Origin of the sequence: Mesorhizobium sp. WSM2561 (assembly GCF_000513915.1) — a bacterium.
GTDB lineage: Bacteria > Pseudomonadota > Alphaproteobacteria > Rhizobiales > Rhizobiaceae > Mesorhizobium > Mesorhizobium muleiense.
Genome location: NZ_AZUX01000023.1, coordinates 83,978 through 110,638, shown reverse-complemented (window position 1 = coordinate 110,638; position 26,661 = coordinate 83,978). Strand labels below are relative to the sequence as shown.

Sequence of the window (26,661 nt, the reverse complement as noted above, 5' to 3'; positions counted from 1 at the left end):
CGTTATCTCAGGCGACCATGTCTGCCCAGGCGACCTTGTCTGCCTCGGGCGACCTTGTCTGCCTCAACTGACCTTATGCCGGAGCCTGCCAATGCCCGAAATCGTCACCGCCGCCATGCTCGTCATCGGCGACGAGATTCTGTCCGGCCGCACCAAGGACAAGAATATCGGCCACCTCGCCGACATCATGACGGCGATCGGCATCGACCTGAAGGAGGTGCGCATCGTTGCCGACGAGGAAGACGAGATCGTCGCCGCAGTGAACGCCCTGCGTGCTCGCTACACCTATGTCTTCACCACCGGCGGCATCGGTCCGACGCATGACGACATCACCGCGGATGCCATTGCCAGGGCGTTCGGCGTGCCCTGCGACTACGACGCCAAAGCCTATGCCATGCTGGAAGCGAGCTACGCGGCGCGCGGCATCGAATACACCGAGGCGCGCAAGCGCATGGCGCGGATGCCGCGCGGCGCCGACCATATCGACAATCCGGTGTCGATCGCGCCGGGCTTTCGCATCGGCAACGTCCATGTCATGGCCGGGGTGCCGGCGATTTTCCAGGCGATGCTCGACAATGTGGTGCCGACGCTGAAGGCCGGCACCAAAATGCTGTCGGCCACGGTGCACTGTCCGTTCGGCGAAGGCCTGGTCGGCGGACCGCTGGGCGACATCCAGAAGGCGCATCCGGACACGATCATCGGCTCCTACCCGAAATATGGCGACGGCAAGTTCTGGACCGAGCTGGTCGTCCGTGCCCGCAGCCAGCAAGCGCTGGACGCCGCCCGCGCCGATGTCGAAGCGATGGTCGCAGGCCTCACCAGCGCGGCCAGCTGATCTAAAGCGCCTCGCGTCCGAGAGGATTCATGCGACGCGCTTTCAAAGCCGCTGCGCAGCCTCGTGCCCAAGGGTTTGCTTTTGGGCGACATGCATCAGCCGGAACCAAGCATGGTGCTGTAACGTTTCATGCGGGCGAGTTTCGCTCGCCCGCAAATTGAGGGGTTACCATGCGATTCAAGACCATCGTCGCCATACTGCAGAACGAACAGGACGCGGAGCGCGTGCTCGAATGCGCCATTCCGCTTGCCGACAAGTTCGAGAGCCATCTCATCGGGATTCATGCGGAAGCGCTTCCCGTCCCCTACACCTCGACCACAGGCTTTCCCGACACCGAGTTCCTGCAGGTTTCGGCCGACATGAACAAGGAGCGCGCTGAAAAATTGCGGGCGGTTTTCCTCCGGCATGTCGAGGAGTCCGGCCTGTCCTTCGAGTGGCGCAGCCTTGAGAGCTTTTCCGGAGACAGCGCGCTGACCGGCATCCCAACCGTTCGCACCGCGGACCTGATCATCGCCGCGCAGCGCGAGACGGGCGGCGATCCGAGCGCCGACGTCGACACGCTGGTCTACGACGCCGGCCGGCCGGTGCTGGTCGTGCCGCACTCAGGCCCGCTCGTCACCAGCTTCAAGCATGTGCTGCTCGCCTGGAACGGCAGCAAGGAAGCGGCGCGCGCCGCCTTCGACGCCCTGCCCTTCATCATCGAGGCCGAAAAAACCGATATTGTCGTCATCGACCCGCCGGATACGCTCGACGAGGCCCCGGAGGCGGCCGGCGCCGAAATCGCCGCCGCCCTGTCCAGGCATGGCGCCACGGTCAGCGTCTCGGTGCTGCAATCGGCCGGCCACTCGGTCGACGAGGTGATCCAGACCAGGGTTGCCGAAACCGGAGCCGACCTGCTCGTGCTCGGCGCCTACAGCCATTCCTGGCTGCGCCAGTTGCTGTTCGGCGGGGTCACGCGCACGGTGCTGCGCACAGTGCCGGTGGCAGCTTTCCTGTCGCGGTAAATCGACAAGCGGCAAGTCCAAAGGCGGCAAGTCCACAGGGATCGCCTGCCGCCGCCCCGTCTTGCATCGCCCCTTGCCAGGGCCAAGGCTTTCCAGTTAATTCCGCGCGTTCCTTCAAGTGTCTGCGCGCGTTTTCGCGCGCTGCGGAGTGCGCGAAAAATGTCCCTTCCCGAAAAGGCCTTTCCCGTCTCGTGGGATCAGTTCCACCGCGACGCGCGTGCGCTCGCCTGGCGGCTTGCCGGCGCCAACAAAGGCCAATGGAAGGCGATCGTCTGCATCACGCGCGGCGGCCTGGTACCGGCCGCCATCATCTCGCGTGAACTCGGCATCCGGGTCATCGAGACGGTTTGCGTCGCCTCCTATCACGACTATGCCAGCCAGGGGCAGTTGCAGGTGCTGAAGGAGGTCACGCCGGCACTGCTCGCCGATGACGGCGCCGGCGTATTGATCATCGACGACCTCACCGACACCGGCAAGACCGCGGGCATCGTCCGCGCCATGATGCCCAAGGCGCATTTCGCCACCGTCTACGCCAAGCCGAAAGGCAGGCCGCTGGTCGACACCTTCGTCACCGAGGTCAGCCAGGACACCTGGATCTATTTTCCGTGGGACATGGGCTTCACCTACCAGAAGCCGATCGCCGACGACCACGCCGGCTGATTCGCGGCAGCTGCTTTTTCTCCTCCCGGAACATACCGGCGCGGCCTTCTTGCCGGCGCACTTCTTGAAAGAGTGCAGCGGCGCACGATATTCCTGAATCGACGTCTCGTGTGTGGTTAATTCGTGCGTATGAGGTTTTTTACTTTTATTGCTTATGATTAGCCGTAAGATTCACGAGACGGCAAGTGATTCTGGAGGCTGGGGCAAGCTTCTCCGATGTTGACGAGGCCAGTAACGCACAACCATTTGGCCGAAAGGGTCCAGCGGCTCTTCGGCACAGCGCCGTGCCGTTTGCAGGTTGCAGCATTGCCCTGGCGCGATACCGGGCATGGCGTCGAGATCATGCTGATCACCAGCCGCGATACCGGCCGCTGGGTGCTTCCCAAGGGCTGGCCTGAGGCCAAGGAACTGCTTTGCGAAGCGGCGGCGCGCGAGGCCGGCGAGGAAGCCGGGCTGCGCGGCATGGTCTCCCACCACGAAGCCGGCCGCTACTTCTATGCCAAGGCTTTGGCTTCCGGCGAGGAAGTGCCTTGCGAAGTCCTGGTGTTTCCGCTGCGGGTCGACAAGATCGCCGACCGGTGGAAGGAAAAGCGGTCGCGCATCCGCAAATGGGTCAGCCCAGCCGAGGCCGCGCGCATGGTCAACGAGCCGGACCTTGGCCAGATCATCGCCTATTTCTGTGCCGACCCGCACCAGTTCTCCTGAGCAAGCATAGACTCACCGGCCAAAGCCGCATCACCGGCGATGTTCTTTGGCAAAGGGAATCGATTTGGCCACTCCAGCTTTGGCATGCGTTGTCCGGCTGATGGCCTGCACGTGGGTAAAATCGAAAATCCTGCGGGCCACTTCTATCCCCGCTATCCACATATGTGACACACAAGATGTTGGGGTCACAAAAGCTACGCAAACGAATCCTTGACGGCGCAAAACGAGTCGCCTTTTATAGGCCATGCGCTCCTGTTGAGAGTGCGACCGGAAAGTTTTGAGCCCGGTCTTTTTCCCGGATTATGTGCGTTTGGCCGCATTTCCGCCTGGCTAGGGGCCGGCGGAGGCGTCGGGATTGTGGGGTCTTTGGGGGACGAAAAGGGAAAAATGTCGGACTGGAATAAATTGTCTGTTAATACTATATTTAGTGTTTGCAGGTAAGTTCGACGCTAGATAGTGTGAAGTTCCCTCGATTGAGGGAGTCGCAAAAAAGTTTCAGTCTTGAGGGACCCGCAGGGTCCGTCGGCGCGTTGGACGACTACTTCGCAAGGAGTTCGACCAGCAGGGCGGGCGGAGCCTCGTGAAAAGGAGCCGGCCGTTTTGGAACGCCGGCAGACGGCGGACATGCGCGTTTCGCAATGGGGGCAGAAATCCCCTGGGAAAGGCGCTATATCTAGACACAAAGGGATAGGACCAATGCGCATCGAGCGTCGTTTCACCAAGCAAGGGCAGTCTGCTTATTCGGAGATCGAATTCCGCAAGGCGCTTTCGGAGATCAAGAATCCGGATGGCTCGGTGGTGTTCCGCTTGGACAATATCGATGTGCCGGCGCAGTTCAGCCAGGTTGCCGCCGACATCCTGGCGCAGAAGTATTTCCGCAAGGCCGGCGTGCCGGCACGGCTGAAGAAGGTCGAGGAGAACGACGTTCCCTCCTTCCTGTGGCGCTCCGTCGCCGACGAGGTCGAGTTGGCAAAGCTGCCGGAGGCCGAGCGCTACGGCTCCGAGATCGACGCCCGCCAGGTCTTCGACCGCCTCGCCGGCACCTGGACCTATTGGGGGTGGAAGGGCGGCTACTTCAAGTCGGAGGAAGACGCGCGCGCCTTCCGCGACGAGATCGCCTATATGCTGGCCACCCAGCGCGTTGCGCCGAATTCGCCGCAATGGTTCAACACCGGCCTGCACTGGGCCTACGGCATCGACGGCCCGAGCCAGGGCCACTTCTATGTCGACCCGTTCACCGGCAAGCTGACCAAGTCGAAGTCTTCCTACGAGCATCCGCAGCCGCATGCCTGCTTCATCCAGGGCGTGCAGGACGATCTCGTCAACGAAGGCGGCATCATGGATTTGTGGGTGCGTGAAGCGCGGCTGTTCAAATACGGCTCCGGCACCGGCTCCAACTTCTCGTTCCTGCGCGGCGAAGGCGAAAAACTGTCCGGCGGCGGCCGCTCGTCCGGCCTGATGAGCTTCCTCAAGATCGGCGACCGCGCGGCGGGCGCCATCAAGTCGGGCGGCACGACGCGCCGCGCTGCAAAGATGGTCATCGTCGACGCCGACCATCCCGATATCGAGGAGTTCATCGACTGGAAGGTCAATGAGGAGCAGAAGGTCGCTTCGCTGGTCACCGGCTCGAAGATCGTCAAGAAGCACCTTGAAGCGATCATGAAGGCCTGCATCAACTGCGAAGGCCAGGACCACGATTGCTTCGACCCGGCCATCAACACCGCGCTGAAGCGTGAGATCAAGCTGGCCAAGAAGGACGGGGTGCCGGAGAACTACATCTACCGCGTCATCCAGTTCGCCAGGCAGGGCTACACCTCGATGTCGTTCAAGACCTACGACACCGACTGGGATTCGGACGCCTACCTCACGGTTTCGGGCCAGAACTCCAACAATTCGGTCTCGCTGAAGGACGATTTCCTGCGCGCCGTAGAGCAGGACGGCGACTGGCATCTCACCGCCCGCAAGGACGGCAAGGTGATGAAGACGCTGAAGGCCAGGGATCTGTGGGAGAAGATCGGCTATGCCGCCTGGGCGTCGGCCGACCCGGGCCTGCACTTCAACACGACGATGAACGACTGGCACACCTGCGCCGCGGCCGGTGCGATCCGGGCGTCCAACCCGTGCTCGGAATACATGTTCCTCGACGACACCGCCTGCAACCTGGCCTCGATCAACCTGCTGCCCTATCGCAACGCCGACGGCACCATCGACATCGCTGCCTACGAGCACACGGTTCGGCTGTGGACCATGGTGCTGGAAATTTCCGTCATGATGGCGCAGTTCCCGTCGAAGGAGATCGCCAAGCTCTCCTACGAATACCGCACGCTCGGCCTCGGCTACGCCAATATTGGCGGCCTGCTGATGACCTCGGGCATTCCCTATGATTCCGACGAGGGCCGCGCCATCTGCGCAGCACTCACCGCCATCATGACCGGCACCGCCTATGCCACCTCGGCCGAAATGGCCGCCGAGCTCGGCGCCTTCCCCGATTACGACCGCAATGCCCAGAACATGCTGCGTGTCATGCGCAACCATCGCCGTGCCGCCTATGGCGACAGGGACGGCTACGAGAAACTCGCCGTCAACCCGGTGCCGCTGGTCGCCTCCGGCCTGAAGCAGCCGGAGCTTGCCGCCCATGCCAAGGCTGCCTGGGACCGCGCCATCGAGCTCGGCGAGGAGCATGGCTACCGCAATGCGCAGGCGACCGTGATCGCGCCGACCGGCACGATCGGCCTAGTCATGGATTGCGACACCACCGGCATCGAGCCCGACTTCGCGCTGGTGAAATTCAAGAAGCTGGCCGGCGGCGGCTATTTCAAGATCATCAACCGCGCTGTCCCTGAAGCGCTGCGCACGCTCGGCTATTCGGAAAGCCAGATCGCCGAGATCGAGGCCTATGCGGTCGGCCACGGCAATCTGAACCAGGCGCCTGCCATCAACCCCGGCTCGCTCAGGGCAAAGGGCTTTACCGACGACAAGATCGCAGCGCTCAATGCAGCGTTGAAGTCGGCCTTCGACATCAAGTTCGTCTTCAACCAGTGGACGCTGGGTGCCGACTGGGTGAAGGAGACGTTTGGCTTCACCGACGAGCAGCTCAACGATTTCTCGTTCGAGATGCTGCCGGCGCTCGGCTTCTCGAAGAAGGACATCGAGGCCGCCAACATCCATGTCTGCGGTGCGATGACCCTCGAGGGAGCACCATTTCTGAAAGACCAGCATCTGCCGGTGTTCGACTGCGCCAGCCCGTGCGGCAAGATCGGCAAGCGTTCACTGTCGATCAACAGCCACATCCAGATGATGGCGGCGGCGCAGCCCTTCATCTCCGGCGCCATTTCCAAGACCATCAACATGCCGAACGACGCGACGGTGGAAGACGCCAAGGGCGCCTACATGCTGTCGTGGAAGCTGGCGCTGAAGGCCAACGCGCTCTATCGCGACGGCTCGAAACTCTCGCAGCCGCTCAACGCCTCGCTGCTTGCCGACGTCGAAGACGACGAGGACGATGCCGTCGAGCAGCTGATCGCAGCACCTGCTTCACAGCGCGCCGTTCAGGTGACCGAAAAGATCGTCGAACGCGTCGTCGAACGCCTTTATCGCGACCGCGAAAAGCTGCCGAACCGCCGCAAGGGCTATACCCAGAAAGCGGTCGTCGGCGGCCACAAGGTCTATCTGCGCACCGGCGAATTCGACGACGGTCGCCTTGGCGAGATCTTCATCGACATGCACAAGGAGGGTGCGGCCTTCCGGGCGATGATGAACAACTTCGCCATCGCCATCTCGCTCGGCCTGCAATATGGCGTGCCGCTCGAGGAATATGTCGAAGCCTTCACCTTCACCAAATTCGAGCCGGCCGGCATGGTGCAGGGCAACGACGCGATCAAGAACGCCACGTCGATCCTCGACTACGTGTTCCGCGAGCTTGCCGTGTCCTATCTTGCCCGCCACGACCTCGCCCATGTCGACCAGTCGGATTTCGACAAGACCGCGCTCGGCCGCGGCATCAACGAAGGCAAGGCAACGCCGTTCTCGAAGGGACTGACGCGCGGCGTCTCGCCGGTCAAGCTGGTGTCGGGCATGGGTGCCGACCCCAAGGGGTTCGGGGGTTCAAGTCCCTCTCCCGCTCCCACTCGCTCGGCGCCGACGGCGTTCTCAGGCTCCAACGTGCTGGCGCTGAAGCCGGCCAGCGACGAAGCGATCGCCTATAAGCGAGACTACGAGGAGCGGGCGAAGGAACTGGTCGAGGACATCGTCTACGAGGAAGCAACCGACCCGACTGGGCTGTTCACCGACGAGGCCGCGAAAGAAGCGGCCGAGGCCAAGGCGCTTGCGGCTACAAGGCGCCAGCAATCCCTAATGCAGGGCTACACCGGCAACGAATGTTCCGAATGCCACAATTTTACGATGGTGCGGAACGGCACGTGCGAGAAGTGCGACACCTGTGGCTCGACGAGCGGATGTAGCTGAGGAAAATCTGCAGCGCTAGAGCGTAACCTCATCGGCCCGGTCGCAAGATCGGGCCGAAATGGTAGCAAGAGCAAAGAGGTACAGTACCCATAGCCAGCCAGAGACGTCAAATGTCAGAAGTCAAATCGATCTCAAGAACACCGCCGGCTGAAGTTCGGCGGCGGCTTAGAGCGGAAGTCGGCTTTGGATGTCCGATGTGCGGCTCTCCGCACTTGGAATATCACCATTTCAACCCTACTTGGGCTGAGCAAAAACACCACGATCAACAGGGCATGATCGCATTGTGTGCTGTGCATCACGCTGCCGCTGACTCAGGTGCATTCACAAACGACCAACTTTTGAGTCTGAAGCAGGCCAACCATGCTTCTGTACAAAGTAGCTTTCAATGGCGAAGGAAACACACCGTATTGGCTTGCGGTGGGAATTATGCCTATCGATGCGGGAGTATGCTTCGCGTAGGAGGAATAGATGTTGTTTATTTTGAAAAAGACGATTCAGAATGTGATACATTATCATTAAACATATATGACATTTGCATGAATAGAATTTTTGCTATGCGAATGAACGATTGGATGGCAAGAATAAATGTAGATGATATCGAGGCACCGCCATCAGCACGAACACTCGTGTTCAAATCGGCCATTCATCAGGTTGACATCAGAATCGAATTTAAAGATCGAAGAATGTTGAACCCAGATGAGCAGGCTATCTCTGCCGAATTTGGAATTCCTACTGAAGAAAACGTCGTCTTCTGCTTCTTTACAGGCAAAATGCCTGCACCAGTGCCCGTCAAGTTCAACGAACGCAACATCAAATTTGGCGGTATGACACTCGAAGGTAGTCGTATGGCTGGCTGTGGTGTCGGCATACAGGTTGGTTAGAACCGCGAGTTGGGCCACCCACCGCACGTTTCGTTTCCACGTCATGGCGCGGATCCTCGAGTCTGTGTTCCGCTTCGCGTTCGCTCCGCTCTGCGATGACGAAGGCAAGGAGCCGGCAGCTAATCGCAAGTGACGCGACTTCCGCACTCTACTTCCGCCGCCGGTCCGCCAGGCCTTCTCGTCGCCATGGCCGACGTGATCTTCATCGATACGGTGCAAAGCCATCGCAACCGATGTGCTGGCTTGGGTTTCGCGGAAATCGTCGCGATCTCGCCAACGAAAACAGCCGCGGCGAGAACACTGCGGCTGTTGGTCGGATTGTCCGTCCGGGAGGAAGTCGCGCGCGGCCGAAGCGGCCCCACCCCTCCCCTCAAGGGGGCCTCAAGGGGGAGGGAAACACCCTCAGTTCACGGCGCTGATGTTGCCCAGGCGTAAAAACAGGGTTTCGCCGGAAGAATCATCGACGCCGTCATTGTCGGTGGCGACGAAGATATCGCCGTTCCTGTCGATGGTGAACCCTTCGACCTTGTCGATGACATAGCCGTTGGTGGCTGATTTCAGGTCGCCGACAATGTCGCGCACCAGCGTCTTTTCGACCAACGGCAGGTCGCCACCAAGCTTGGCAGGTTTGAAGGCGTCGAGCGCCACCGAATAGATGCGCTTCACCTTGGCCAGGTCGCCGATCTGGTTGTCGCGTTCGAGGATGTAGAGCTTGCCGTCATGCGTAGTGATCTCCGACAGGCCCATCCAGCCAGCTTCGGTAGCTTCGAGCGGGTAGCGTACCGCCGACCATTCCTTGGCCTTGGGCTTGTAGGCCAAGAGCTTGACTTGGCCCTTGGGGTCGTCGGCCCATTCGCGTTGCACGGCCATCACCAGCGTCAGGTCGTCGCCTTCGCCGATCGCGGTGATGCCTTCCAGACCGAAGCGGCTCTGGTGCGCGAGCAATTCCGTCGGGAAGCCGATTTCCAGCTTGATCTCGCCCTTGTCGTCGACGCGCAGGATGGCGTGCGGGACGAGCTTTGCCGGATCGCCTTCATTGGCCAGCCAGAAGCCGCCTTCGTCGGCGACAAGACCCTCGATGTCGACCTTCTGTGCAGGATGGCCATCACGCGTGACGATGGTCTTGCCGGTGATCAGCGCCGGCGTCTGGGTGGCATCGATCTCGAAGATAGAGGGCGCGTTGGCGTAGAACGAGTCCGAGGCAGCGAACAGCTTGCCGGCAGTGTCGCCGGCCGCGAGCGCCGAAAGCGCGCCCCAGCCGAGCGGCGTGCCGTCTGCCGTAAGGTTTGCCGTGATCATCGGGTAAGTGGCGGGGCCTTCGGAGCGCTCGTAGATCATCACGTGCGAGCGGGCGAGCCCGTCCTCGACCAGGTCGGCCTCGTTGGCGGTGACCAGGAGATTGCGCGACGGGATCGCGACCAGGCCTTCCGGGCCGATGCCGGACGGCAGGATCTGGACAAACCCTGGCTCCGCACCCGTGTCCTTGTAGACGCCGACAACGGAGCCACGCTCGGAAGCGACGAACAGCAGCCTGTCCTCGCCGAACGTGCCGGTCTCAAGACCTTCCGGCTCGACGCCCTTCTTGTTGCGGTCGTCGGGATAATGGCCGGCATTGGCGACCTGGTACTCGAAGGACGAACCGGATTCGTAGAGCACCTCGCCCTTCTTGCTGAAGATCGTGAAACCGCGCGAGCCGCCCTTGTAGTCGCCTTCGTTGGCGACGGCGAGGCGGTCATTGTCGAGCCATTTCACGGCGTCGGGCTCGCGCGCGACATTTTCGATCTTGCCATCGAAGGACAAGGCGCCGTTCTTCCTGGTGTCGATCTTGTCCAGAGTGGCCGAGCCTGCGGAGAAGTGCGTGACGATCGCGCCGGTTTCGGCGTTGACGATGGCGATGTGGTTATTTTCCTGCAGCGTGACCGCGATCTCGCCGGCCTCGTTGAAGGCGACGAATTCCGGCTCGGGATCTTCCCCAGCGACTTCGGCAATGCCCGCCAGGTTGACTGTCTTCATCGTCGCGCAATCAGGCTGGCTTTCGGCAAGCGTGAAAATCCTAAGGTCGCCCGCCGGCATCTGCGGAATTTCTCCGTCGTTCAGATCCTCGTCGCGCTCGTTCTCGATGGCGATGGCCAAAAACTTGCCGTCCTTGCTGAACGCCAGCGAGTCCGGTTGGCCGCCGAGGTCGCAAGTGCTTTCGATCGCCTTGGAGGCAAGGTCGATAACGCTGAGGTTGCCCGAAGGCCTGGCTTTGCTTTCCGACGTGTTGACGCCGGCCAGCACCTTGCCGCCGATGACCACAACCGAGGTCGGCTCGCCTGCTATCTTGACGATGCCGCCGGCCTTGGGCGCCTTGGGATCGGCGATGTCGATGAAGCCGACCGCACCGAGCGGGCTATCGGAATAAACCAGCGTCATGCCGTCTTCGCTCGCCGTGATGATCTCGGACGAAGTCGGCGTGGTCTTCTCGAAGTCTGCCGGCAGGTTACCGGCGACTGCGAAGCTCGCGACCCGGTTGAACATCATGTCGGCATGGGCCGGCAGCGAAACCGAGGCAGCAAGCGCTGCCGTCAGGACGAAAAGCGCGGAATGGCGGGGCACGGGCGGCGTCTCCTGTTCGAATGGAAGCCACCTGCTTTGCGGGAACGACATTTCAATGCGATGACGGTTCGATGACACTTCCGCGACGGGCGGTCAGGTCCGTCGATATTCACCTCATGCTGGCCTGCAAATGGGCGCTTCTTCGGCCGCCTACTCCGCCTCGGCCACCATCTGCCGCCCGCCAACCCAGTTCCGCCAGGCTCTCTCGTCGCCGTGGAAAACGTTGAGGTCGATGCGGCCCCTCACCCCATGCGACAGGCCGGAGCCGGAATACTGCCAGAACACCCATTTGCGGCCGGGATAGACCTTTGACGGGTGCTGTGCCACTGCGCGCAGCCAGAACGGATGGTCCAGAAATGCGCCTCTGAGATTGTCGCGGTAGAAATCAGGCGCGGTGTAGATGATGGGCCGCTGGCCGTAGTGGCGCTCGAGCTTGTCCATGAAGACCTGCATCTTCTCCAGCACCTTCTGCCGCGACGGCCGCCGCTTGCAGCTGGATTCGCCGTTCCATTCGACATCGATCACCGGCGGCAAGGCGCCCTCGACCCTCGGCACGTTGCGGATGAACCAGTCGGCCTGCTCACTAGCGGTGCGGCACCAGTAGAAGAAGTGATAGGCGCCGCGCTTGAGGCCGGCGGCGTCGGCATTGCGCCAGTTCTTCCTGAACATTGGGTCGAGGTGATCGCCGCCGTCGGTCGCCTTGATGTAGGCGAAGTTCGCGCCCTGCGCGCGCAGCTTCGCCCAGTTCACGTTGCCTTGCCAGCGCGACACGTCGACGCCGTGAACGGCGAGGTGTCTGGGCGAGGCCCTGCCGAAATTGATCGGCTTGGCGTCGCGAAAACGATAGCGCTGGACCGGCTCGGCGAGCATCGGTGCTGCCCGTGTCAGCCGCGTCGGCGCCACCAGGGCAATCGGCTCGGCGGGCGGTTCGATGCTTTCCATAGGCTCCGGAGTGGCCATTGCCACAGTCTGCTCCGTCGCCTCCTCCGGCGCGAAGTCGGGTTCGACATCGGCAGCGCCGACCGACGCCACCGGCGCGGGCGGCCGCACAACCGAACTGGTCGTCTCGCTGGACGGCACTTGCAGCGCGTCGACGCCGGACGTGGACGTGCAGCCGGCAAGGCAAAGTGACGCGATCGAGAAGATGACGACGCCTGATAACCGCATCTGGACCTGTACGCAGAACACAACAGACCGAGGGCAAGACGACGCCGCCGGACAAACCAGTCCGGATTACTAACGAGAAATTACCAACAAAGTTTGAATCAAATTGTTAGGGCGCTGGGCAAGGCGCTCGCTCTATCACCGTAGCGGTGAGAGCCTGGAAACGCCGCAGGACAGAAAGGGCGCGAAGGATCGCCGACGCCTGCATGCCGCTGCCTAGCCGCACAACCATAGCTTGTGGCAGCTCTCGGCTACCATATGAGCGGGCGGGACCGAGCGGTCGGTGCCAAGGCGATCGGAGTTTGGGCGATCGGTGACAGGATTGACCGACGCATCATCATCCCGGCGAACCTTTTCTTCGAGCAGCGAGCGAAGCTCGGCCGGCTGCACGTGGTCACGCTCCATCACCAGCTTGACCATCGGATCGCTCAAAAGCTCATCCAGGGTGTTAATTCTGTCGTTCATCCGTCGCCTCCTTCGACTGCCGACCCGCAGGCAATAGATAGGCGGCAATGATGGCTCGCCAATGACGCTTTGCCGGCTATCTCGTGTTCCGGACGAAAAAATTTTGGGCACGCCCTGCGCCTCAGTTGGGCGGCGGGGCGCCTTCATATTGCGGCAGTCCGTCATCGAGCTGTACCCAAGGCTGCTTCGAGGCGGTCCAGATATGCATCTGCGGCTTGAACATGGAAGGATCGTCGAGCGAGCCGGAGGTGATGCCGATGATGCCGGCGGAGTCGCGCCGGGAAAACATCGTCGTGCCGCAGCCCGGGCAGAAGCCGCGCTTGAGATCGGGCGAGGAATTCACCGTCGCCACCGGCCCGTCGATGGTCACATCGTCGATACGGAACAGCACGCGGGCGTTGAAGGCCGCGCCCAGCGCCTTCTGGCAAAGCCGGCAATGGCAGACGCGCTCGTTGATGGGCGCGGCCTCAGTGCGGTAGCGCACTGCCCCGCACAGGCAGCCACCGTGATATTTCGCCATTGCCTTAGCCCGTCTTTCTGAGGATTGTCAGGAAGGTAGCTGCCGGGATAGGAGCGTCAATTGAAAAGCTTTGATGGCGCCATCTGTTGGCGTGATGCGGCAGGCCGAACGCGCGATCAGGCGCGATGCCAGAGCGTCGCCGGCCATCTCGCGGGAGGACGGCCGGCAGGCGTTGTCAGGCGGTCAGTGCGTTTCTCTGACGATCTCGTCCCAGGTCTTGACCTTGGTCTCGCCATTGAGGAAGGGCAGTGCGGCGGTCACCAGTTCCGGTGCGAAAAACACGTCGTAGTGGGTGCGGTTCGGCAGGATGGCCAGGCGGTTCTGCGACAGGTTCTCGCGCATCCAGCCGGCGTCCTTCAACCCGCCGCCGAGCATCTGGTAGAACTTGATCTCGTGCTCGGGACGATACATGTCGCTGTCGCCGAACACCAGCATGACCGGCATCTTCAGCTTCGCCACTTCGGCGGAGTAGTCGTAGTCCTTGCGCATATGGGTGCCCAGCTGGTCGAGCAGTTTTGGAAAATCCTGCGGGTGCGGCGCGAGCGCCACGTAGGATTTGTACATCGGCGTGTCCTTCATCATGTCGGCCATCGCCGCGCCGACCTGCGCCTGCTGAGTACGCATGTCGGCATAGAAGCCGTCCGAGGCATAGCCGGTCGAGACCAGCACCAGCCGGCGCACTGTCTCGGGATGCTGGACGGCCATGCGGAAGGCGACGCCGCCGCCCAGCGAGTAACCCATGACGTCGACTTTGTCGTAGCCGAGCGCCTTGACGATCGCCGCCATGTCGTCACCCATCGCCTCCAGGCTCAACGCCCGGTCGCCGAGCGCGGTGCGGCCGTGACCATGCAGGTCGACGCCGATGACGGTGCGGTTCTCCGCAAGCTTCGGCAGGATCGGCGCGAACATGTCGGTGGTGCCGAGCCCACCATGCAGCAGAAGCAGCGGCTCGCCCCGGCCATAGACGGCGTAATAGTAATTCAGGCCGTTGATCGGCAGCAGGCCGGATTTCGCCGGCTTCGGCATGGCTTTCGTTTCGCTGGTCATGGACGGCTTTGCGTCCTCGGCTTTGGTGGCGCCCGGCGCGGCGAAGAGCGCCGCAGCCGAGGCGAAAATGGCGAAAAACATCGATCTGGACATCTCGATCTCCTTGCGTCCCGCCGATATCAAAGCCGCTTGGCGACTTCTTCGAGTTGGTCGGCGCACTGGCCCCAGCCCTCGTGAAAGCCCATCTTCTCGTGCTCTTCGCGGTCAGTGACCGACCAATACGCAACCCGGGCGATGTAGCGGGTCTTGCCCTCGCCCTCATCCTCAAAGGTCAGCACGACCGTCATGAACGGCTTTTCGGAAGGCTCCCAGGCCTTTGTGTAGGCGTCGGTGAGAACGATCTTTTTGCCCGGCACGACTTCGAGGAAGACGCCGGGGTTCGGGAATTCGTTGCCGTCGGGTCCGGCCATGACGACCAGGCTGGAGCCGCCGGTGCGCACGTCCATTTCGGCGCGCGGCGTCGTCCACGGCTTTGGCGCGAACCATTGCGTCACGAGCTTCGGCTCGGTCCAGCAGCGATAGACGTTCTCGCGCGGCGCATCGATGATGCGGGCGAGAACCAGTTCACGGTCGGAGCTGGGGGCGATGTCGAGCTTGGTCGTCATGATGGTCTCCTCACTTGCTTGCTAAAGAGTTGGCTTGAATGCCGGTTTCCGTCTCAAGGACGAGCGGGCAACGCGCAGCCCGACAAGGTCTCGCGAAAAACTTCGCCAGGCCGATTCCGGCGGACGCCGAATGAGAGCTTAGTGGCGCTTGGCTTGCACCAGATAGGCGTCGATATCGGTCTCGCCGAGCCACTTCGCCGCTTCCAGCCGGTGCAGGCCTTCAACCAGGATATGGCGCTTGCCGTCGTGGCGCACCTGGATCGGCGTCTTCATGCCGTTTTCCAGAATGTCCTCGGCCAGATGCCGAACGGTCTCGGGATGCAGCGTCTTCCTGCGCGCGGTCGGCACGTAGATGTCGTCCACCCTGACCTTTTGCACTCTCAGCATGTCGGCTCCCGCGGCGGAAAAGGCCGCCCTTTGAGAGATAGTCGGTTTGACAGGCGAGGCCAAGGCCGGCTGTCAGCTATCGCTGGCCCGATCGTTTCCGATTGACGCTTGCCGAGCAGATGGCCGAAATGGCGATCTTCGATCATGCCGGTATCCATGACTGACTTGCCGACCGAATTCCCCGATTTCGGGCTGACGCTCCACCAGCGCCGGCAAGCGGTGCGCGGCCACTACTGGGAATGGCCGGGCATGGACGGCGAACATGGCGAGATCTGGTGCTACAGCGACCGTTTCTCATACCGTCGGGGCGAGACGGTGACGCTGCATGTCAGCTCGACGGCCTCCAGCTTCAGCATGGCGATCGTCCGCGACGGCGGCATCGAGACGAAAATGTTCGAGAAGGCCGGCATCGCGGCACGCTGGCAGGACACACCCGACCAATGTTCGGTCGCAGGCTGCGGCTGGGACGCGTCGTTTGACTTCCGCGTCGGCGACGACTGGCCGTCCGGCGCCTACCGCGTCACGCTGACGGCGGATGGCCGCGATGGCAAGCCGGTCCGCTGCCATCATCTTTTCATCGTTATCCCGCAGCCCGGCAAGAAACGGGGTGGTGTGCTGCAGGTCGCAGCCACCGGCACCTGGCTTGCCTACAACACCTGGGGCGGCTCCAATCATTACGAAGGAATCACCGGCCCTAACCGCGACCAGTATGCCCCAATGGTGTCGACGCAGCGGCCATGGTGCCGCGGCTTTGTTGTCCTGCCGAAGGAGGCGCCGCGCGTGCCGCTCGAGGTCGCCGTGGCGCCCAAAACCGTGCCGCGCTATCCGCATATGGAATGGGCCTTCGCCACCGGCCATTCGAAGAAATATGCCTCGTCCGGCTGGGCAAGCTATGACAGCCACTTCTTTCGTTTTGCCGAGCGTGCCGGCTATGCGGTCGACCTTGCCAGCCAGCACGAATTGCATTTCTCGCCCGAAATCCTCGACGGCTATGACTGCGTCGTCTTCGTCGGCCATGACGAATACTGGACCTGGGAGATGCGCGACGCTGTCGACGCCTATGTCGAGCGCGGCGGTCGCGCGGCACGCTTCGCCGGCAATTTCATGTGGCAGACCAGACTGGAGGACGAGGGCCGCCGCCAGGTCTGCTACAAATACCGCGCCCGTGCCGAGGATCCGGTCTATCGCGGCGGCGACGTGACCCGCGCCACCAACTCCTGGGAAGCACCGGAAATCGGCCGGCCGGGTGCGACGACCTTCGGGCTCAATGCGACCAGGGGCATCTACGCCGGCTGGGGCGGTTGCGCACCGCGCGGCGTGCGCGGCTTTCCTGTCTACCGGCCTGAGCATTGGGCGTTCGCCGGCACAGGCATCTATTACGGCGACCTGCTCGGCGCCGACAGCCATGTCTATGGCTATGAGGTCGACGGGCTCGACCACGAGATCCACGGCGGCCTGCCCTACCCGACGCCCGACAGCGGCGCGCCGGATGGGCTGGAAATCCTTGCGGTCGGCATGGCTGCGCAAGTCGAGGAGAGCGCCGACATCCCGTTCGAACACCAGTTTCTCGGCGACGAGGATGGACGCTTCACCGCCGAAACGCTGTTCGGCGAGGCGAGCGACGCCAATCTCGACAAGGTCAAGCGCGGCAACGGCATGATCGTCAATTTCCGGCGCGGCAAGGGCGAGGTGTTCCACGCCGGAAGCTGCGAATGGGTCGCCGGCCTGCTAAGGCAGGACGCGATGGTCGAGCGCGTCACCAGGAATGTACTCGACCGCTATCTCGGAAAGTCCTGACATGCTGAAGTCCCAGACCCCTGCCCCGGATACCGAGACGCGCCTGCCGTCGCATCTGTTCTATCTGTCCAGCCTGCGCCGGCCGCTGGTCGACCGCGCCGAAGGCATCTACATCTGGACGCAGGACGGCCGCCGCTTCATCGACGGGTCGAGCGGACCGATGGTCGCCAATATCGGTCATTCCAACCGCAACGTACTCGATGCGATGAAGCGGCAGATGGATCGCGCCACCTTCGCCTACCGGCTGCATTTCGAGAACGAGCCGGCCGAGGACCTGGCACGGGAACTGGCCGGAAAGCTGCCCGAAGGCTTGGACCGCATCTTTTTCGTCTCGGGCGGCTCGGAAGCGACGGAATCCTGCGTCAAGCTGGCGCGGCAATGGGCTGTCGCCACCGGACAGGCCAGCCGCTGGAAGGTGATCACGCGCTTTCCCTCCTATCATGGCGGCACGCTCGGGGCGCTCGCCGTCACCGGCGACGATGCGCTGGCCGAAACCTTTGCGCCGATGATGCAGGTCATGCCGATCGTGCCGGCGCCGGCAGCCTGGCGCGACCGCGACAATCTCTCGATGGAACAGCGCGGCATCCGCTACGCCGATATGCTGGAGGAGAAGATCCTCGCCGAGGGGCCGCAAAGCGTGCTCGCCTTCATCATGGAGCCGGTCGGCGGCGCCGCCACCGCGGCGCTGGTGGCGCCGGACAGCTATTATCCGCGCATCCGCGAAATCTGCGACCGCTACGGCATCCTGCTCATCCATGACGAAGTGATGAGCGGGGCGGGCCGCACCGGCAAATTCCTCGGCGGCGACCATTTTGACTGCAAGCCCGACATCGTCGCGATGTCGAAGGGGCTGGGCTCGGGCTATGCGCCGCTCGGCGCGCTGGCCGCATCCATGCGGCTGGTGCAGCCGCTGCTCGCCTCCGGCGGCTTCCAGCATGGCCATACCTATGCCGGCAATCCGCTCGCCTGCGCCGCCGGGCTCGCCGTGCTTGGCGAAATGGATCGTCTCGACCTGATCGCCAACGCGGCTGGCATGGGCGATCTTTTGATGGCTGAGTTGAAGGGCTTGGCCAAGCGGTTTCCGTTTATCGCCGACGTGCGCGGCAAGGGCCTGCTGCTCGGTGCCGAGATGGTCGCCGACCCTGATACGCTGCGGCCGATCGCACCGGCGAAGAAGGCCACCCAGCGCCTGCTCGACCTCGCCTATGAGCGCGGCCTGATCATCTATGGGCGAAAGGTCAAGGGCGGCGTCGACGGCGACAATTTCATGGTGGCGCCGCCGATGATCGTCACCAAGGAACAGGTCGGTGAGATCGTCGCCATCATCGGTGACTCGCTGCAGGTGCTGGCCGGCGAACTCGACCTGCCGATCGAAGGCTGAGAGCCAGCCATGGCGCCGCGAAAAGTCATCATCACCTGTGCCGTCACCGGGTCGGTGCACACGCCGTCGATGTCTTCGCACCTGCCGGTAACGCCGGATCAGATCGCCGCAGACGCGATCGCCGCCGCCGAAGCCGGCGCCTCGATCCTGCATCTTCACGCCCGCGACCCCGGGGATGGGCGGCCGATCGCCGATCCTGATGTGTTCATGCAGTTCCTGCCGCGCATCAAGCAGGCGACATCAGCGGTGATCAACATCACCACCGGCGGCTCATCGCTGATGACGCTCGACCAGCGGCTGGCCGCACCGCTCAGGGCCGAGCCCGAAATGTGCTCGCTCAACATGGGCTCGATGAATTTCGCGCTGTTCCCGATGCTCGACCGGCCAAGGGAGTGGCAGCACGACTGGGAGCCGAAGCTGCTGGAAGCGACACGCGACACGATCTTCAAAAACACCTTCGCCGATATGGAGACCGTGCTCGAAAGACTTGGAAAGGGCTGCGGCACACGCTTCGAATTTGAATGCTACGATGTCGGCCACCTCTACTCACTGGCACATTTTCGCGATCGAGGTCTGGTGTCGGGACCTCTGTTCATCCAGTTCGTGTTCGGCATTCTCGGCGGTATCGGCGCCGATCCCGACAATCTGGTCCATATGAAGCGCATCGCCGACAAACTGTTCGGCGACAGCTACCAGTTTTCGGTGCTGGCCGCCGGGCGCCACCAGATGCCTATGATCTCGATTGCGGCGGCGATGGGCGGCAATGTCCGCGTCGGGCTGGAGGACAGCCTTTACGACGGCCGCCAGTTGGCAAAGTCCAATGCCGACCAGGTGCGCCGCATCCGCAGCGTGCTCGACGGGCTGTCGCTGGACGTCGCCACGCCCACTGAGGCGCGCGAGATGCTGGCGCTCAAGGGCGGCGATCGGGTGGCGTTCTGAGATGGTTTTGGCCTGAGATGCTTGCGTTCCGTCCCACCCCCCTCTGGCCTACCGGCCATCTCCCCCGCAAGGGGGGAGATTGGATATCACTGCGGCGGCTTTCGCCAATTGCCGACGTTGCAGAATTGGCGACAAGACCGAAGCTGCCAATCTCCCCCCTTGAGGGGGAGATGGCCGGCAGGCCAGAGGGGGGTGCCTGGGCGCCCTGCCTGTCGTGACTACGCCATCAACAAACGTCATCATCCGCCCCGGCCGCATCGAGGACGTCGAAACCATCCATGCCGCGATCCTGCGGCTTGGCGCCCATACCGGCGCGCATCAGGAAATCACCTCAACGCCCGAAGACCTTCGCACCTATGGCTTTGGCGAAAAACCTACCTTCTCGACTCTGATCGCCGAAGTCGACGGCGAGTTTGCCAGCCTGTGCCTGCATTTCCCGATCTTCTCGACCTGGATGGGGCGGCCCGGCGTCTATGTGCAGGATCTCTATGTCGAAGATCGGTTTCGCGGCCGCAGGATCGGCGAACGCCTGCTGCGGCGTGTCGCCCGAGAGTGCCGGAAGGACGGCGGCGCCTATCTCCGACTGTCCGTCGACAGCGACAATGAAACCGCCAAGGCCTTCTACGAAAGGCTGGGCATTGCTAGGTCGAGCTACGAGCAGGTGCAGAAGATCGTCGGCGACGCGTTCTTTGCCTTCGCCGATGCACCAGAGGAATGAGGAGCCAAGATGAAAGCCTTCTATGCCGAAGAACAGCAGCGCCACGATCCCAAGGCGTTCCTCTCCAGCGGCGCCCAAAAGCCCAATCCGGAAAAGCCGGAGCGCGCCGAACGGCTGCTCGCCGGCGCTAGGGCTGCCGGCTGCACGATCGAACGGCCGAGAGATCACGGGCTTGGTCCGGTTGCCGCGGTGCATACGCCCGAATATCTCGATTTTCTCGAGCACATCTTCGTGCGCTGGCAGCGCATCGAAGGCGCTTCGGCCGAAGTGATCCCCAACATCCATCCGATCGCGCGGGGCGGCTCCTATCCGGCCTCGGCGGTCGGCCAGGCCGGCTACCACATGGCCGACACCGCTTGCCCGATCTCCGGCGAGACCTGGCGGAGCGCGCTATGGAGCGCCTGGAGCGCGGTTGAAGCCGCCGAGGGCGTGATGTCAGGCGCGCCGGCTGCCTATGCGCTCTGCCGTCCGCCCGGCCACCACGCCTTTGCCGACGTCGCCGGCGGCTTCTGCTTCATCAACAATTCGGCGGTCGCGGCACAGGTGCTGCGCAGGCAAGCTGCGCGGGTGGCGATCCTCGACGTCGACCTGCATCACGGCAACGGCACGCAAGGCATTTTCTATGCGCGGCCGGACGTGCTCACCGTCTCGCTGCATGCCGATCCCGTTCGCTTCTATCCGTTCTTCTGGGGTCATGCCGACGAGCGCGGCGAAGGGCCTGGTCTCGGCTACAATCTTAACCTGCCGCTGGCGCGCAAATCCGGCGATGCCGCGTTCCTGGAAGCACTCGACGTGGCGTTCCAGCGCATCCGCGCCTTTGCGCCGGAAGCACTTGTCGTGGCGCTCGGCCTCGACGCCTTCGAAGCCGATCCGTTCGGCGGACTATCGGTGACGACGCCAGGCTTCTCGCGCATCGGCGAGGCTATCGCCGGTCACGGCCTGCCGACGGTCATCGTCCAGGAAGGCGGCTATCTCTGCGACGAACTCGGCGACAATCTTACTGCCTTCCTCACCGGGTTCGGCGGCGGCAAGAAGCAGTGATATCAGCGGCGTCAGGATCGCTCCTGTCGCAGCATCGCGATAACCCGGTGCACGCTCTCCAGCGTCTCATCGATCTCGGCCGCCGTATTGTAATGGGCGATGCCGATGCGCACGACACCCTGCTCGGCCGGAATGCCAATCTGGTGGACGATCTCCCAGGCATAGTTGTGGCCGGACCACAGGAAGATGTTTTCCGCATTCATCTGCCTTACGATCGTCTCCGGCACGATGCCGTCGACGGTGAACGAAACCGTCGGCACGCGCTCACCGACACGCGCCGTATCGGTAATGCCGTGGATGGTCAGGCCTGAAATGGCCAACAGGCCGTCGATCAGCTTTTGCGTCAGCCTGTTCTCGTAAGCAATTGAAATTTCAAACGCCTTGACCATCCTGGTACGTCGCGAACCATCATCACCGGCAGCGGCGCCCAGCTCCGCAAAATAATCGACCGCGGCCGTCAATCCGGCCATCAGCTCGATCTGCGGCGTGCCGAGTTCGAACCGCTCCGGCAGAGCATTGGACGAACAGCGGCATTTGTAGGGTTTCAGCGCGTCGATGACATCCAGCCGGCCCCACACTATGCCCATGTGCGGCCCGAAGAATTTATAGGCCGAGCAGGCCAGGAAATCGCAGCCAATGTCCTGCACGTCGATCAGGCCGTGCGGCGCGAACTGCACGGCGTCGACATAGACCAGCGCGCCGGCCTGCCTGGCGATGCGGGTCAGCGCCTTCACCCGGTTGATCGAGCCGGTCAGATTGCTGGCGTAGTTCAAGGCGACAAGCCGCGTCCTGTCGGTGAGCAGCGCAGCAAGCGCCGCCTCCTCGATCTGCCAGCTCTGCTCATCGAAAGCCAGCCAGCGCACGACAAGGCCAAGATCTTCGGCGAGCTGCAGCCACGGCGAAAGGTTGCCCTCGTGGTCCATACGGGTGAGGATGATCTCGTCACCGGGTTTCATCGTGCGGCCGAGGGTGCGCGACATGTGGTAAGTCAGCGTCGTCATATTGGCGCCGATGATGATTTCCTGCGGGCTTGCAGCACCGAGGAAATCGGCCATCGCCGCATGGGCGTCATCGACGATCTGTTGCGCCGCGATCGTGGTTTCGAAGAAGCCGCCGAGATTGGCGTTTGTTGTCAGCAGGCAACGTGACACCGCGTCTGCGACCGCCTGCGGCACCTGCGTGCCGGCAGGGTTGTCGAGATAGATGCGGCGACGGCCCTTGTCGGTCAGCGACAGTGCCGGAAATTTCTCGCGCACGACCTCAATCGGAAAACTCACTTTTTCTCCCTCCCTACTGTAATCGTTTGGCAATCACACCTTACAGCGGCGCCGGAAAGCAGCTCACGGACACGGGTTGCCGACACGCTGGTGGATTGCATCGACCGCCTTCTGCATATCCTCGGTCCAGACGACATCGGCGGACGACAGTGCCATTTCGAGCTGCGGAAGGGTCGTCGCGCCGATGATGCTCGAAGTGACGAACGGCCGGCTCGTGACATAGGCGTTGGCAAACAGTGCCGGCTCCATGCCGAAAGTGCGCGCCAGTCCGTTATACTCGAGCTGCGCCTCCGCGGCATTGGGCGTCTCGTAGCGCTGGCCGCGGTTGAAAAGCTGAGAACGCGAGCCTTGCGGCCGCGCTCCATGATCGTATTTGCCGGTCAGGTAACCTTGCGCCAGCGGCGAATAGGCGAGCAGGGAAACCTGTTCGCGCTCGCAGACCTCGGCAAGGTTCACCTCGAAGCCGCGGTTGACGAAATTATAGGCGTTCTGCAGCGACGCCAGGCGCGGGCCGACGCCTTTGTCGGCTTCGCCGACGAACCGCATGACGCCCCACGAACTCTCGTTCGACAGGCCGAAATGGCGGATTTTTCCGGCCTTGACCAATTCGTCGAAGACGGCGAGCGTCTCGGAAATCGGCGTCTCGCCGCCCGGTGCACCGGCGGAATCGGCGCGCAGCGGCGCGGCGCCGACGCGGTTCGGATTGGCGCCCCAGGGCACGTCCCGTTCCGGCCAATGGATCTGATAGAGATCGAAATAATCGGTGTTGAGCCTGGTCAGCGATTTTTCGACGGCATCGAAGATGTCGGCGCGCACCAGCTTCGACGGGCGATCGCCGCGAAACCATGTGTTGGCGGTGCGGCCAACCACTTTTGAGGCGAGGATCACCTGATCGCGGTTGCCCTTTGCCCTCATCCAGCTGCCGATGATCTTCTCGGTCCAGCCTTGTGTCTCCGCCTTGGGCGGGATCGGGTAGAGCTCGGCGGTGTCGATGAAGTTGACGCCGCGCGAAAATGCCAGATCCATCTGGGCGTGGCCATCCGCTTGGGTGTTCTGCTGGCCCCAGGTCATCGACCCCAGGCAGATCTGGGAAACAAGAAGGTCGGTCCGACCAAGGCGGCGTTTTTGCATGGAATTTTCTCCGGCGGGAACTCTTTTGCGCGGCTGCGCGGGAAGGAAGCCGCAGCATACAGGAATGCGCGGGCTGCCTCCAACCCTCCGGCCAGTGGCCAGCGACTTTTCCGAGAGGCCGAAGCGGCGCGCTCGGCGAAGTCAAAAAAATCAGTGCGGCATGGCTGCCATGCTGATGCTGCAATGCACAATTGTCATTGTTTGCCTATATTGGGGCTTGGGAGGACCAACCAGGGGCTTGAATATGGGTTTCCTCACTGAAATGTTCGCCCGTCCGCGTCCGCAGGAACATCTGCGCTACCGGGCGGCTCTGGCGCTGCTTCATTCGATGAGCAATGCCGACCGTGCCGACATCGGCATCAAACCAGCCGATTTTCCGCGCGTCGCCCGCGAAATGTCCTCACGTTAGTCACGGATATCCCGGCTCGACCGGGATATCTCCCTCGCCATTCTTCAACGCGATCCCATGAAAATCGCCTTGCTCAGCGGCACGCCATTGTGGCGCAGGATGTCGTAGGCGGTGGTCAAGTGGAAATAGAAATTGGGCATGGCGAGATGCAGCAGATACTGCATGCCGGCCATCGAGAATTCGCGCTGGCCAAGCTTCAGCTCGATCATTCTGTCATCGGAGCCGTCCATATCGGCAGCCGAGAATGTCGCCAGAAGGTCGACGGTCTTGGCGATGCGCGCCTGGAGATCGGCAAAGCTCGCCTCATTGTCTTCATATTTCGGCACCTCGCGACCGGCAAGCCGCGACGGCGCGCCCTTGGCGTGGTCGGTGGCGATCTGCACCTGTCTGGTCAACGCATACATGTCCGGCGCCAGCCTCGACGTCAAAAACACCTGCGGATCGATCTTGCGGTCGAGCGCATTCTGCTCGGCGATGTTCAGCACGTTGGATAGCGCCTTCAACCTGGCCGAAAACACCGGCACGGACGCTTCGTACATCGATATGGTCACGTGAATCTCCTATCCCGGCGGAACGCCGACGGCGGCAGCTAGCGCCTCCGCCAGCGATTCTTCAAGCGTCACCGCGTCGCCGCAATCGCTATGATAGGATTTCCCATCCGGTGGAGATTCCCGATGAGAAGCGCCCTTTTTGCAGCGACCGCTTTTTTCTCCCTTGCCGTGACAGGCCAACCGGTGCTCGCCGCCGAAGCGCCTTATGTCGACGACAGGTCGGACGCCGAAGCGGTCATCCGCTCGTTCTACAGCGCCATCAACCGGCAAGAATTCGCGCGCGCCTGGGACTATTTCGGCGAAACCAAGCCGGTCCAGGATCTCGACGCCTTCGTCAAGGGCTATGACGGCACCGAAAGGGTCGAGGTCAAAACCGGTGGCGTGTCCGAAGACGGTGCGGCCGGCAGCATCTATTACAATGTTCCGGTCGCGATCCGGGCGACAGCCAAGGACGGCAGCGAAAATGTCTTTGCCGGCTGCTACACCCTGCGCCAGGTCAACGCCTCGATCCAGGAACCGCCATTCCGCCCGATCTTCATCGACAAGGGCGCGCTGAAACCGTCCAAGGCCGAATTCGAGGACGCCGTGCCGGCAAGCTGCGGCGACGCACCGCCGCCGAAGAAGGATGCGGCGCTGGAGCAGGCCAAGAAGGCGTTTGCAGCCACTTATGGCGACCAGTGCGACAAGGAAATGCCTAGCGGCGAGCCCTTGGCAGAGCCTGACGCCTACTCCCTGCGCTACAAGGATGCCGGCGCCGAGGCCGATCAGCCCGAACGCGAGACGCGGCTGTTTCGCTTCTTCTGCTCGATGGCTGCCTACAATGAGAGTGCCGTCTACTATGTCCACGACGATGTGTCAGGCGTCCGGCAGCTGCAGTTCGCCTCGCCGGAACTCGATATCCACTATGAGAACAACGATAGCGAAGGCAAGGTCGAGGCGATCAACGTCACCGGCTTCCAGACCGACGACCAGTTGGTCAATTCCGAGTATGACGACGCCACCAAGACGATCTCTTCGCTCAACAAGTGGCGCGGTGTCGGCGATGCCGCGTCGGCCGGCACGTATCTGTTTCGCAACGGAAATTTTTCGCTGGTGCAGTACGATGTCGACGCCTCCTATGACGGCGAGATCAATCCGCAGACAGTGGTGGACTACAACACACCGCCTTAAGGCGCCTTCGACAGCATCCAGTTGAGCGTGCCGCGCCAGTCGGTCATGCGGATCGGCGTACCGTGCGTGCCGGTCTCGAAGCGGACAAAGCGGGTCGGATAGGTTTTCGATTTGGCCAGGATCGAACGGAAGAAGGCTTCCTGTTTCTCGACTGGAAACACCGGGTCCTTGCTGCCCTGGCCAAAGAAGACCGGAACGTGGCGGCTGAAGGCCGGGCTCGAGAGGAAACTTTCATCCCACAGCGAACCGAGCAGCAGCAGCCCGCCGATGCGGCCGCCAGTATTCTTGCGGGCGGCCAGCTTCCAGCACAGTGCGCCGCCCATCGAGCCGCAGGCAACAAAGATCTTCGCGTCCGGCGACCGTTCGGCATAGTGGCCGATCAGCGCGGCGATCTGGGCAGCACCTGTGTCGCCGAAATCGGAAAAGTCCGGTGACAGATAGAGGCCGCCATTGCCGGCCATCAGGTTCTTGATGCGGTTGAAATTGCCGCCGAAGGTGAAATCGTCGACGCCCTGCTTACGGCTGCCGCCCTGCCCGTGGAGATAGAGCACGATGATGCCGGCGCCTTGCGTGCGACCGACGGCGACGTGGCGGATATTGCCGGCGTCGGTCTTCAGCAGCAGATCCTGCTGCACCTTGCGCACACCGGTGTCGACATACTGCGCCTGCGCGCGGCGCTCCGGCACTTGGTCGCGGGCGTTGATATCGCGCAGCTCGCGATAGTCGACGACTGTATAGGCGCCCTCGGACGAGAGGATGGCCGGATAGGCGAACAGATCGTCTTTGAAGGGCTTTAGCGTGAGGACGTCGGCGTAAGCGGCGCAAGAAAACAAGAAAAATATTGAAGTCAGAAGGGCGCAGGGGGATAGGACGGTACGAACAGCCATCCCACAGGCATCGTTTTTCGGCCTC

At 62.4% G+C, this 26,661-nt stretch carries 24 protein-coding genes; 13 read left to right on the top strand and 11 right to left on the bottom strand.

Annotated features, from left to right (window positions below):
- The first annotated feature begins 91 nt into the window (after positions 1-91).
- From M727_RS0120420 to M727_RS41610, 6 genes are all read left to right on the top strand, one after another.
- A complete protein-coding gene (locus M727_RS0120420) occupies positions 92-835 on the top strand; it encodes a competence/damage-inducible protein A (protein ID WP_027154225.1) in 744 nt (247 codons plus the stop codon).
- A gap of 170 nt (positions 836-1,005) precedes the next feature.
- Positions 1,006-1,839 carry a universal stress protein gene (locus M727_RS0120415; RefSeq protein ID WP_027154224.1) on the top strand — a complete coding sequence of 278 codons (834 nt, stop codon included), beginning with the start codon at positions 1,006-1,008 and terminating at the stop codon, positions 1,837-1,839.
- Positions 1,840-1,998: 159 nt separating this feature from the next.
- Positions 1,999-2,499 carry a xanthine phosphoribosyltransferase gene (gene gpt, locus M727_RS0120410; RefSeq protein WP_023798205.1) on the top strand — a complete coding sequence of 167 codons (501 nt, stop codon included), beginning with the start codon at positions 1,999-2,001 and terminating at the stop codon, positions 2,497-2,499.
- A 216-nt stretch (positions 2,500-2,715) separates the two neighbouring features.
- A complete protein-coding gene (locus M727_RS0120405) occupies positions 2,716-3,204 on the top strand; it encodes an NUDIX hydrolase (protein ID WP_027154223.1) in 489 nt (162 codons plus the stop codon).
- Positions 3,205-3,900: 696 nt separating this feature from the next.
- Entirely contained in the window at positions 3,901-7,668 is a 3,768-nt protein-coding gene (locus M727_RS0120400) for a vitamin B12-dependent ribonucleotide reductase (protein ID WP_027154222.1), read from the top strand.
- Between the two features lie 110 nt (positions 7,669-7,778).
- Positions 7,779-8,549, top strand: coding sequence for a hypothetical protein (locus M727_RS41610; RefSeq protein WP_156941567.1), 771 nt, complete (start codon positions 7,779-7,781; stop codon positions 8,547-8,549).
- A 402-nt stretch (positions 8,550-8,951) separates the two neighbouring features.
- On the opposite strand, the gene M727_RS0120390 is transcribed toward M727_RS41610, so the two are convergent.
- The 7 genes from M727_RS0120390 to M727_RS0120360 all read right to left on the bottom strand — a co-directional run bounded on the left by M727_RS0120390 (position 8,952) and on the right by M727_RS0120360 (position 15,335).
- Positions 8,952-11,147 carry an esterase-like activity of phytase family protein gene (locus M727_RS0120390; protein WP_027154220.1) on the bottom strand — a complete coding sequence of 732 codons (2,196 nt, stop codon included), beginning with the start codon at positions 11,145-11,147 and terminating at the stop codon, positions 8,952-8,954.
- Positions 11,148-11,297: 150 nt separating this feature from the next.
- Entirely contained in the window at positions 11,298-12,314 is a 1,017-nt protein-coding gene (locus tag M727_RS0120385) for a GH25 family lysozyme (RefSeq protein WP_027154219.1), read from the bottom strand.
- A 213-nt stretch (positions 12,315-12,527) separates the two neighbouring features.
- The gene (locus tag M727_RS0120380) at positions 12,528-12,776 is read right to left on the bottom strand and encodes a hypothetical protein (RefSeq protein ID WP_027154218.1); all 249 of its coding nucleotides are present in this window, start codon (positions 12,774-12,776) and stop codon (positions 12,528-12,530) included.
- A gap of 121 nt (positions 12,777-12,897) precedes the next feature.
- A complete protein-coding gene (locus M727_RS0120375; protein WP_027154217.1) occupies positions 12,898-13,296 on the bottom strand; it encodes a GFA family protein in 399 nt (132 codons plus the stop codon).
- A 183-nt stretch (positions 13,297-13,479) separates the two neighbouring features.
- Positions 13,480-14,436, bottom strand: coding sequence for an alpha/beta hydrolase (locus tag M727_RS0120370; RefSeq protein WP_027154216.1), 957 nt, complete (start codon positions 14,434-14,436; stop codon positions 13,480-13,482).
- A gap of 26 nt (positions 14,437-14,462) precedes the next feature.
- Entirely contained in the window at positions 14,463-14,948 is a 486-nt protein-coding gene (locus M727_RS0120365) for an SRPBCC family protein (RefSeq protein ID WP_027154215.1), read from the bottom strand.
- Between the two features lie 138 nt (positions 14,949-15,086).
- Positions 15,087-15,335, bottom strand: a complete 249-nt coding sequence (locus M727_RS0120360; RefSeq protein ID WP_027154214.1) for a ParB N-terminal domain-containing protein — start codon at positions 15,333-15,335, stop codon at positions 15,087-15,089.
- Between the two features lie 156 nt (positions 15,336-15,491).
- Here M727_RS0120360 and M727_RS0120350 point away from each other — a divergent pair, with 156 nt between their 5' ends.
- The 5 genes from M727_RS0120350 (at position 15,492) to M727_RS0120330 (ending at position 21,211) form a co-directional block, all read left to right on the top strand.
- Positions 15,492-17,132 (top strand): N,N-dimethylformamidase beta subunit family domain-containing protein, encoded by a 1,641-nt coding sequence (locus tag M727_RS0120350; protein ID WP_027154213.1) that lies wholly within the window; start codon positions 15,492-15,494, stop codon positions 17,130-17,132.
- A gap of 1 nt (position 17,133) precedes the next feature.
- Complete coding sequence (locus M727_RS0120345) at positions 17,134-18,513, top strand: aspartate aminotransferase family protein (protein ID WP_027154212.1); 1,380 nt, start codon at positions 17,134-17,136, stop codon at positions 18,511-18,513.
- Positions 18,514-18,522: 9 nt separating this feature from the next.
- A complete protein-coding gene (locus M727_RS0120340; RefSeq protein ID WP_027154211.1) occupies positions 18,523-19,452 on the top strand; it encodes a 3-keto-5-aminohexanoate cleavage protein in 930 nt (309 codons plus the stop codon).
- Between the two features lie 214 nt (positions 19,453-19,666).
- Positions 19,667-20,170 carry a GNAT family N-acetyltransferase gene (locus tag M727_RS0120335; RefSeq protein ID WP_027154210.1) on the top strand — a complete coding sequence of 168 codons (504 nt, stop codon included), beginning with the start codon at positions 19,667-19,669 and terminating at the stop codon, positions 20,168-20,170.
- A gap of 9 nt (positions 20,171-20,179) precedes the next feature.
- Positions 20,180-21,211, top strand: a complete 1,032-nt coding sequence (locus M727_RS0120330; protein WP_027154209.1) for a histone deacetylase family protein — start codon at positions 20,180-20,182, stop codon at positions 21,209-21,211.
- An 11-nt stretch (positions 21,212-21,222) separates the two neighbouring features.
- On the opposite strand, the gene M727_RS0120325 is transcribed toward M727_RS0120330, so the two are convergent.
- Both M727_RS0120325 and M727_RS0120320 read right to left on the bottom strand, forming a co-directional pair.
- Positions 21,223-22,488: a cysteine desulfurase-like protein gene (locus M727_RS0120325; RefSeq protein ID WP_027154208.1), complete on the bottom strand. Its 1,266-nt coding sequence runs from the start codon at positions 22,486-22,488 to the stop codon at positions 21,223-21,225.
- A gap of 63 nt (positions 22,489-22,551) precedes the next feature.
- Positions 22,552-23,619: an aldo/keto reductase gene (locus tag M727_RS0120320; protein WP_027154207.1), complete on the bottom strand. Its 1,068-nt coding sequence runs from the start codon at positions 23,617-23,619 to the stop codon at positions 22,552-22,554.
- A gap of 160 nt (positions 23,620-23,779) precedes the next feature.
- Between M727_RS0120320 and M727_RS40190 the strand changes: the two genes are divergently transcribed.
- A complete protein-coding gene (locus M727_RS40190) occupies positions 23,780-24,028 on the top strand; it encodes a hypothetical protein (protein ID WP_198032662.1) in 249 nt (82 codons plus the stop codon).
- A 44-nt stretch (positions 24,029-24,072) separates the two neighbouring features.
- Here M727_RS40190 and M727_RS0120310 read toward each other — a convergent pair whose 3' ends face one another.
- A complete protein-coding gene (locus tag M727_RS0120310) occupies positions 24,073-24,579 on the bottom strand; it encodes a DUF1993 family protein (RefSeq protein ID WP_027154206.1) in 507 nt (168 codons plus the stop codon).
- Between the two features lie 123 nt (positions 24,580-24,702).
- Between M727_RS0120310 and M727_RS0120305 the strand changes: the two genes are divergently transcribed.
- The gene (locus tag M727_RS0120305; protein ID WP_027154205.1) at positions 24,703-25,749 is read left to right on the top strand and encodes a DUF1176 domain-containing protein; all 1,047 of its coding nucleotides are present in this window, start codon (positions 24,703-24,705) and stop codon (positions 25,747-25,749) included.
- On the opposite strand, the gene M727_RS0120300 is transcribed toward M727_RS0120305, so the two are convergent.
- On the bottom strand, positions 25,746-26,591 hold the full coding sequence (locus M727_RS0120300; RefSeq protein WP_036262815.1) for a phospholipase: 846 nt from the start codon (positions 26,589-26,591) through the stop codon (positions 25,746-25,748). The genes M727_RS0120305 and M727_RS0120300 overlap by 4 nt on opposite strands.
- Positions 26,592-26,661: the final 70 nt, after the last annotated feature.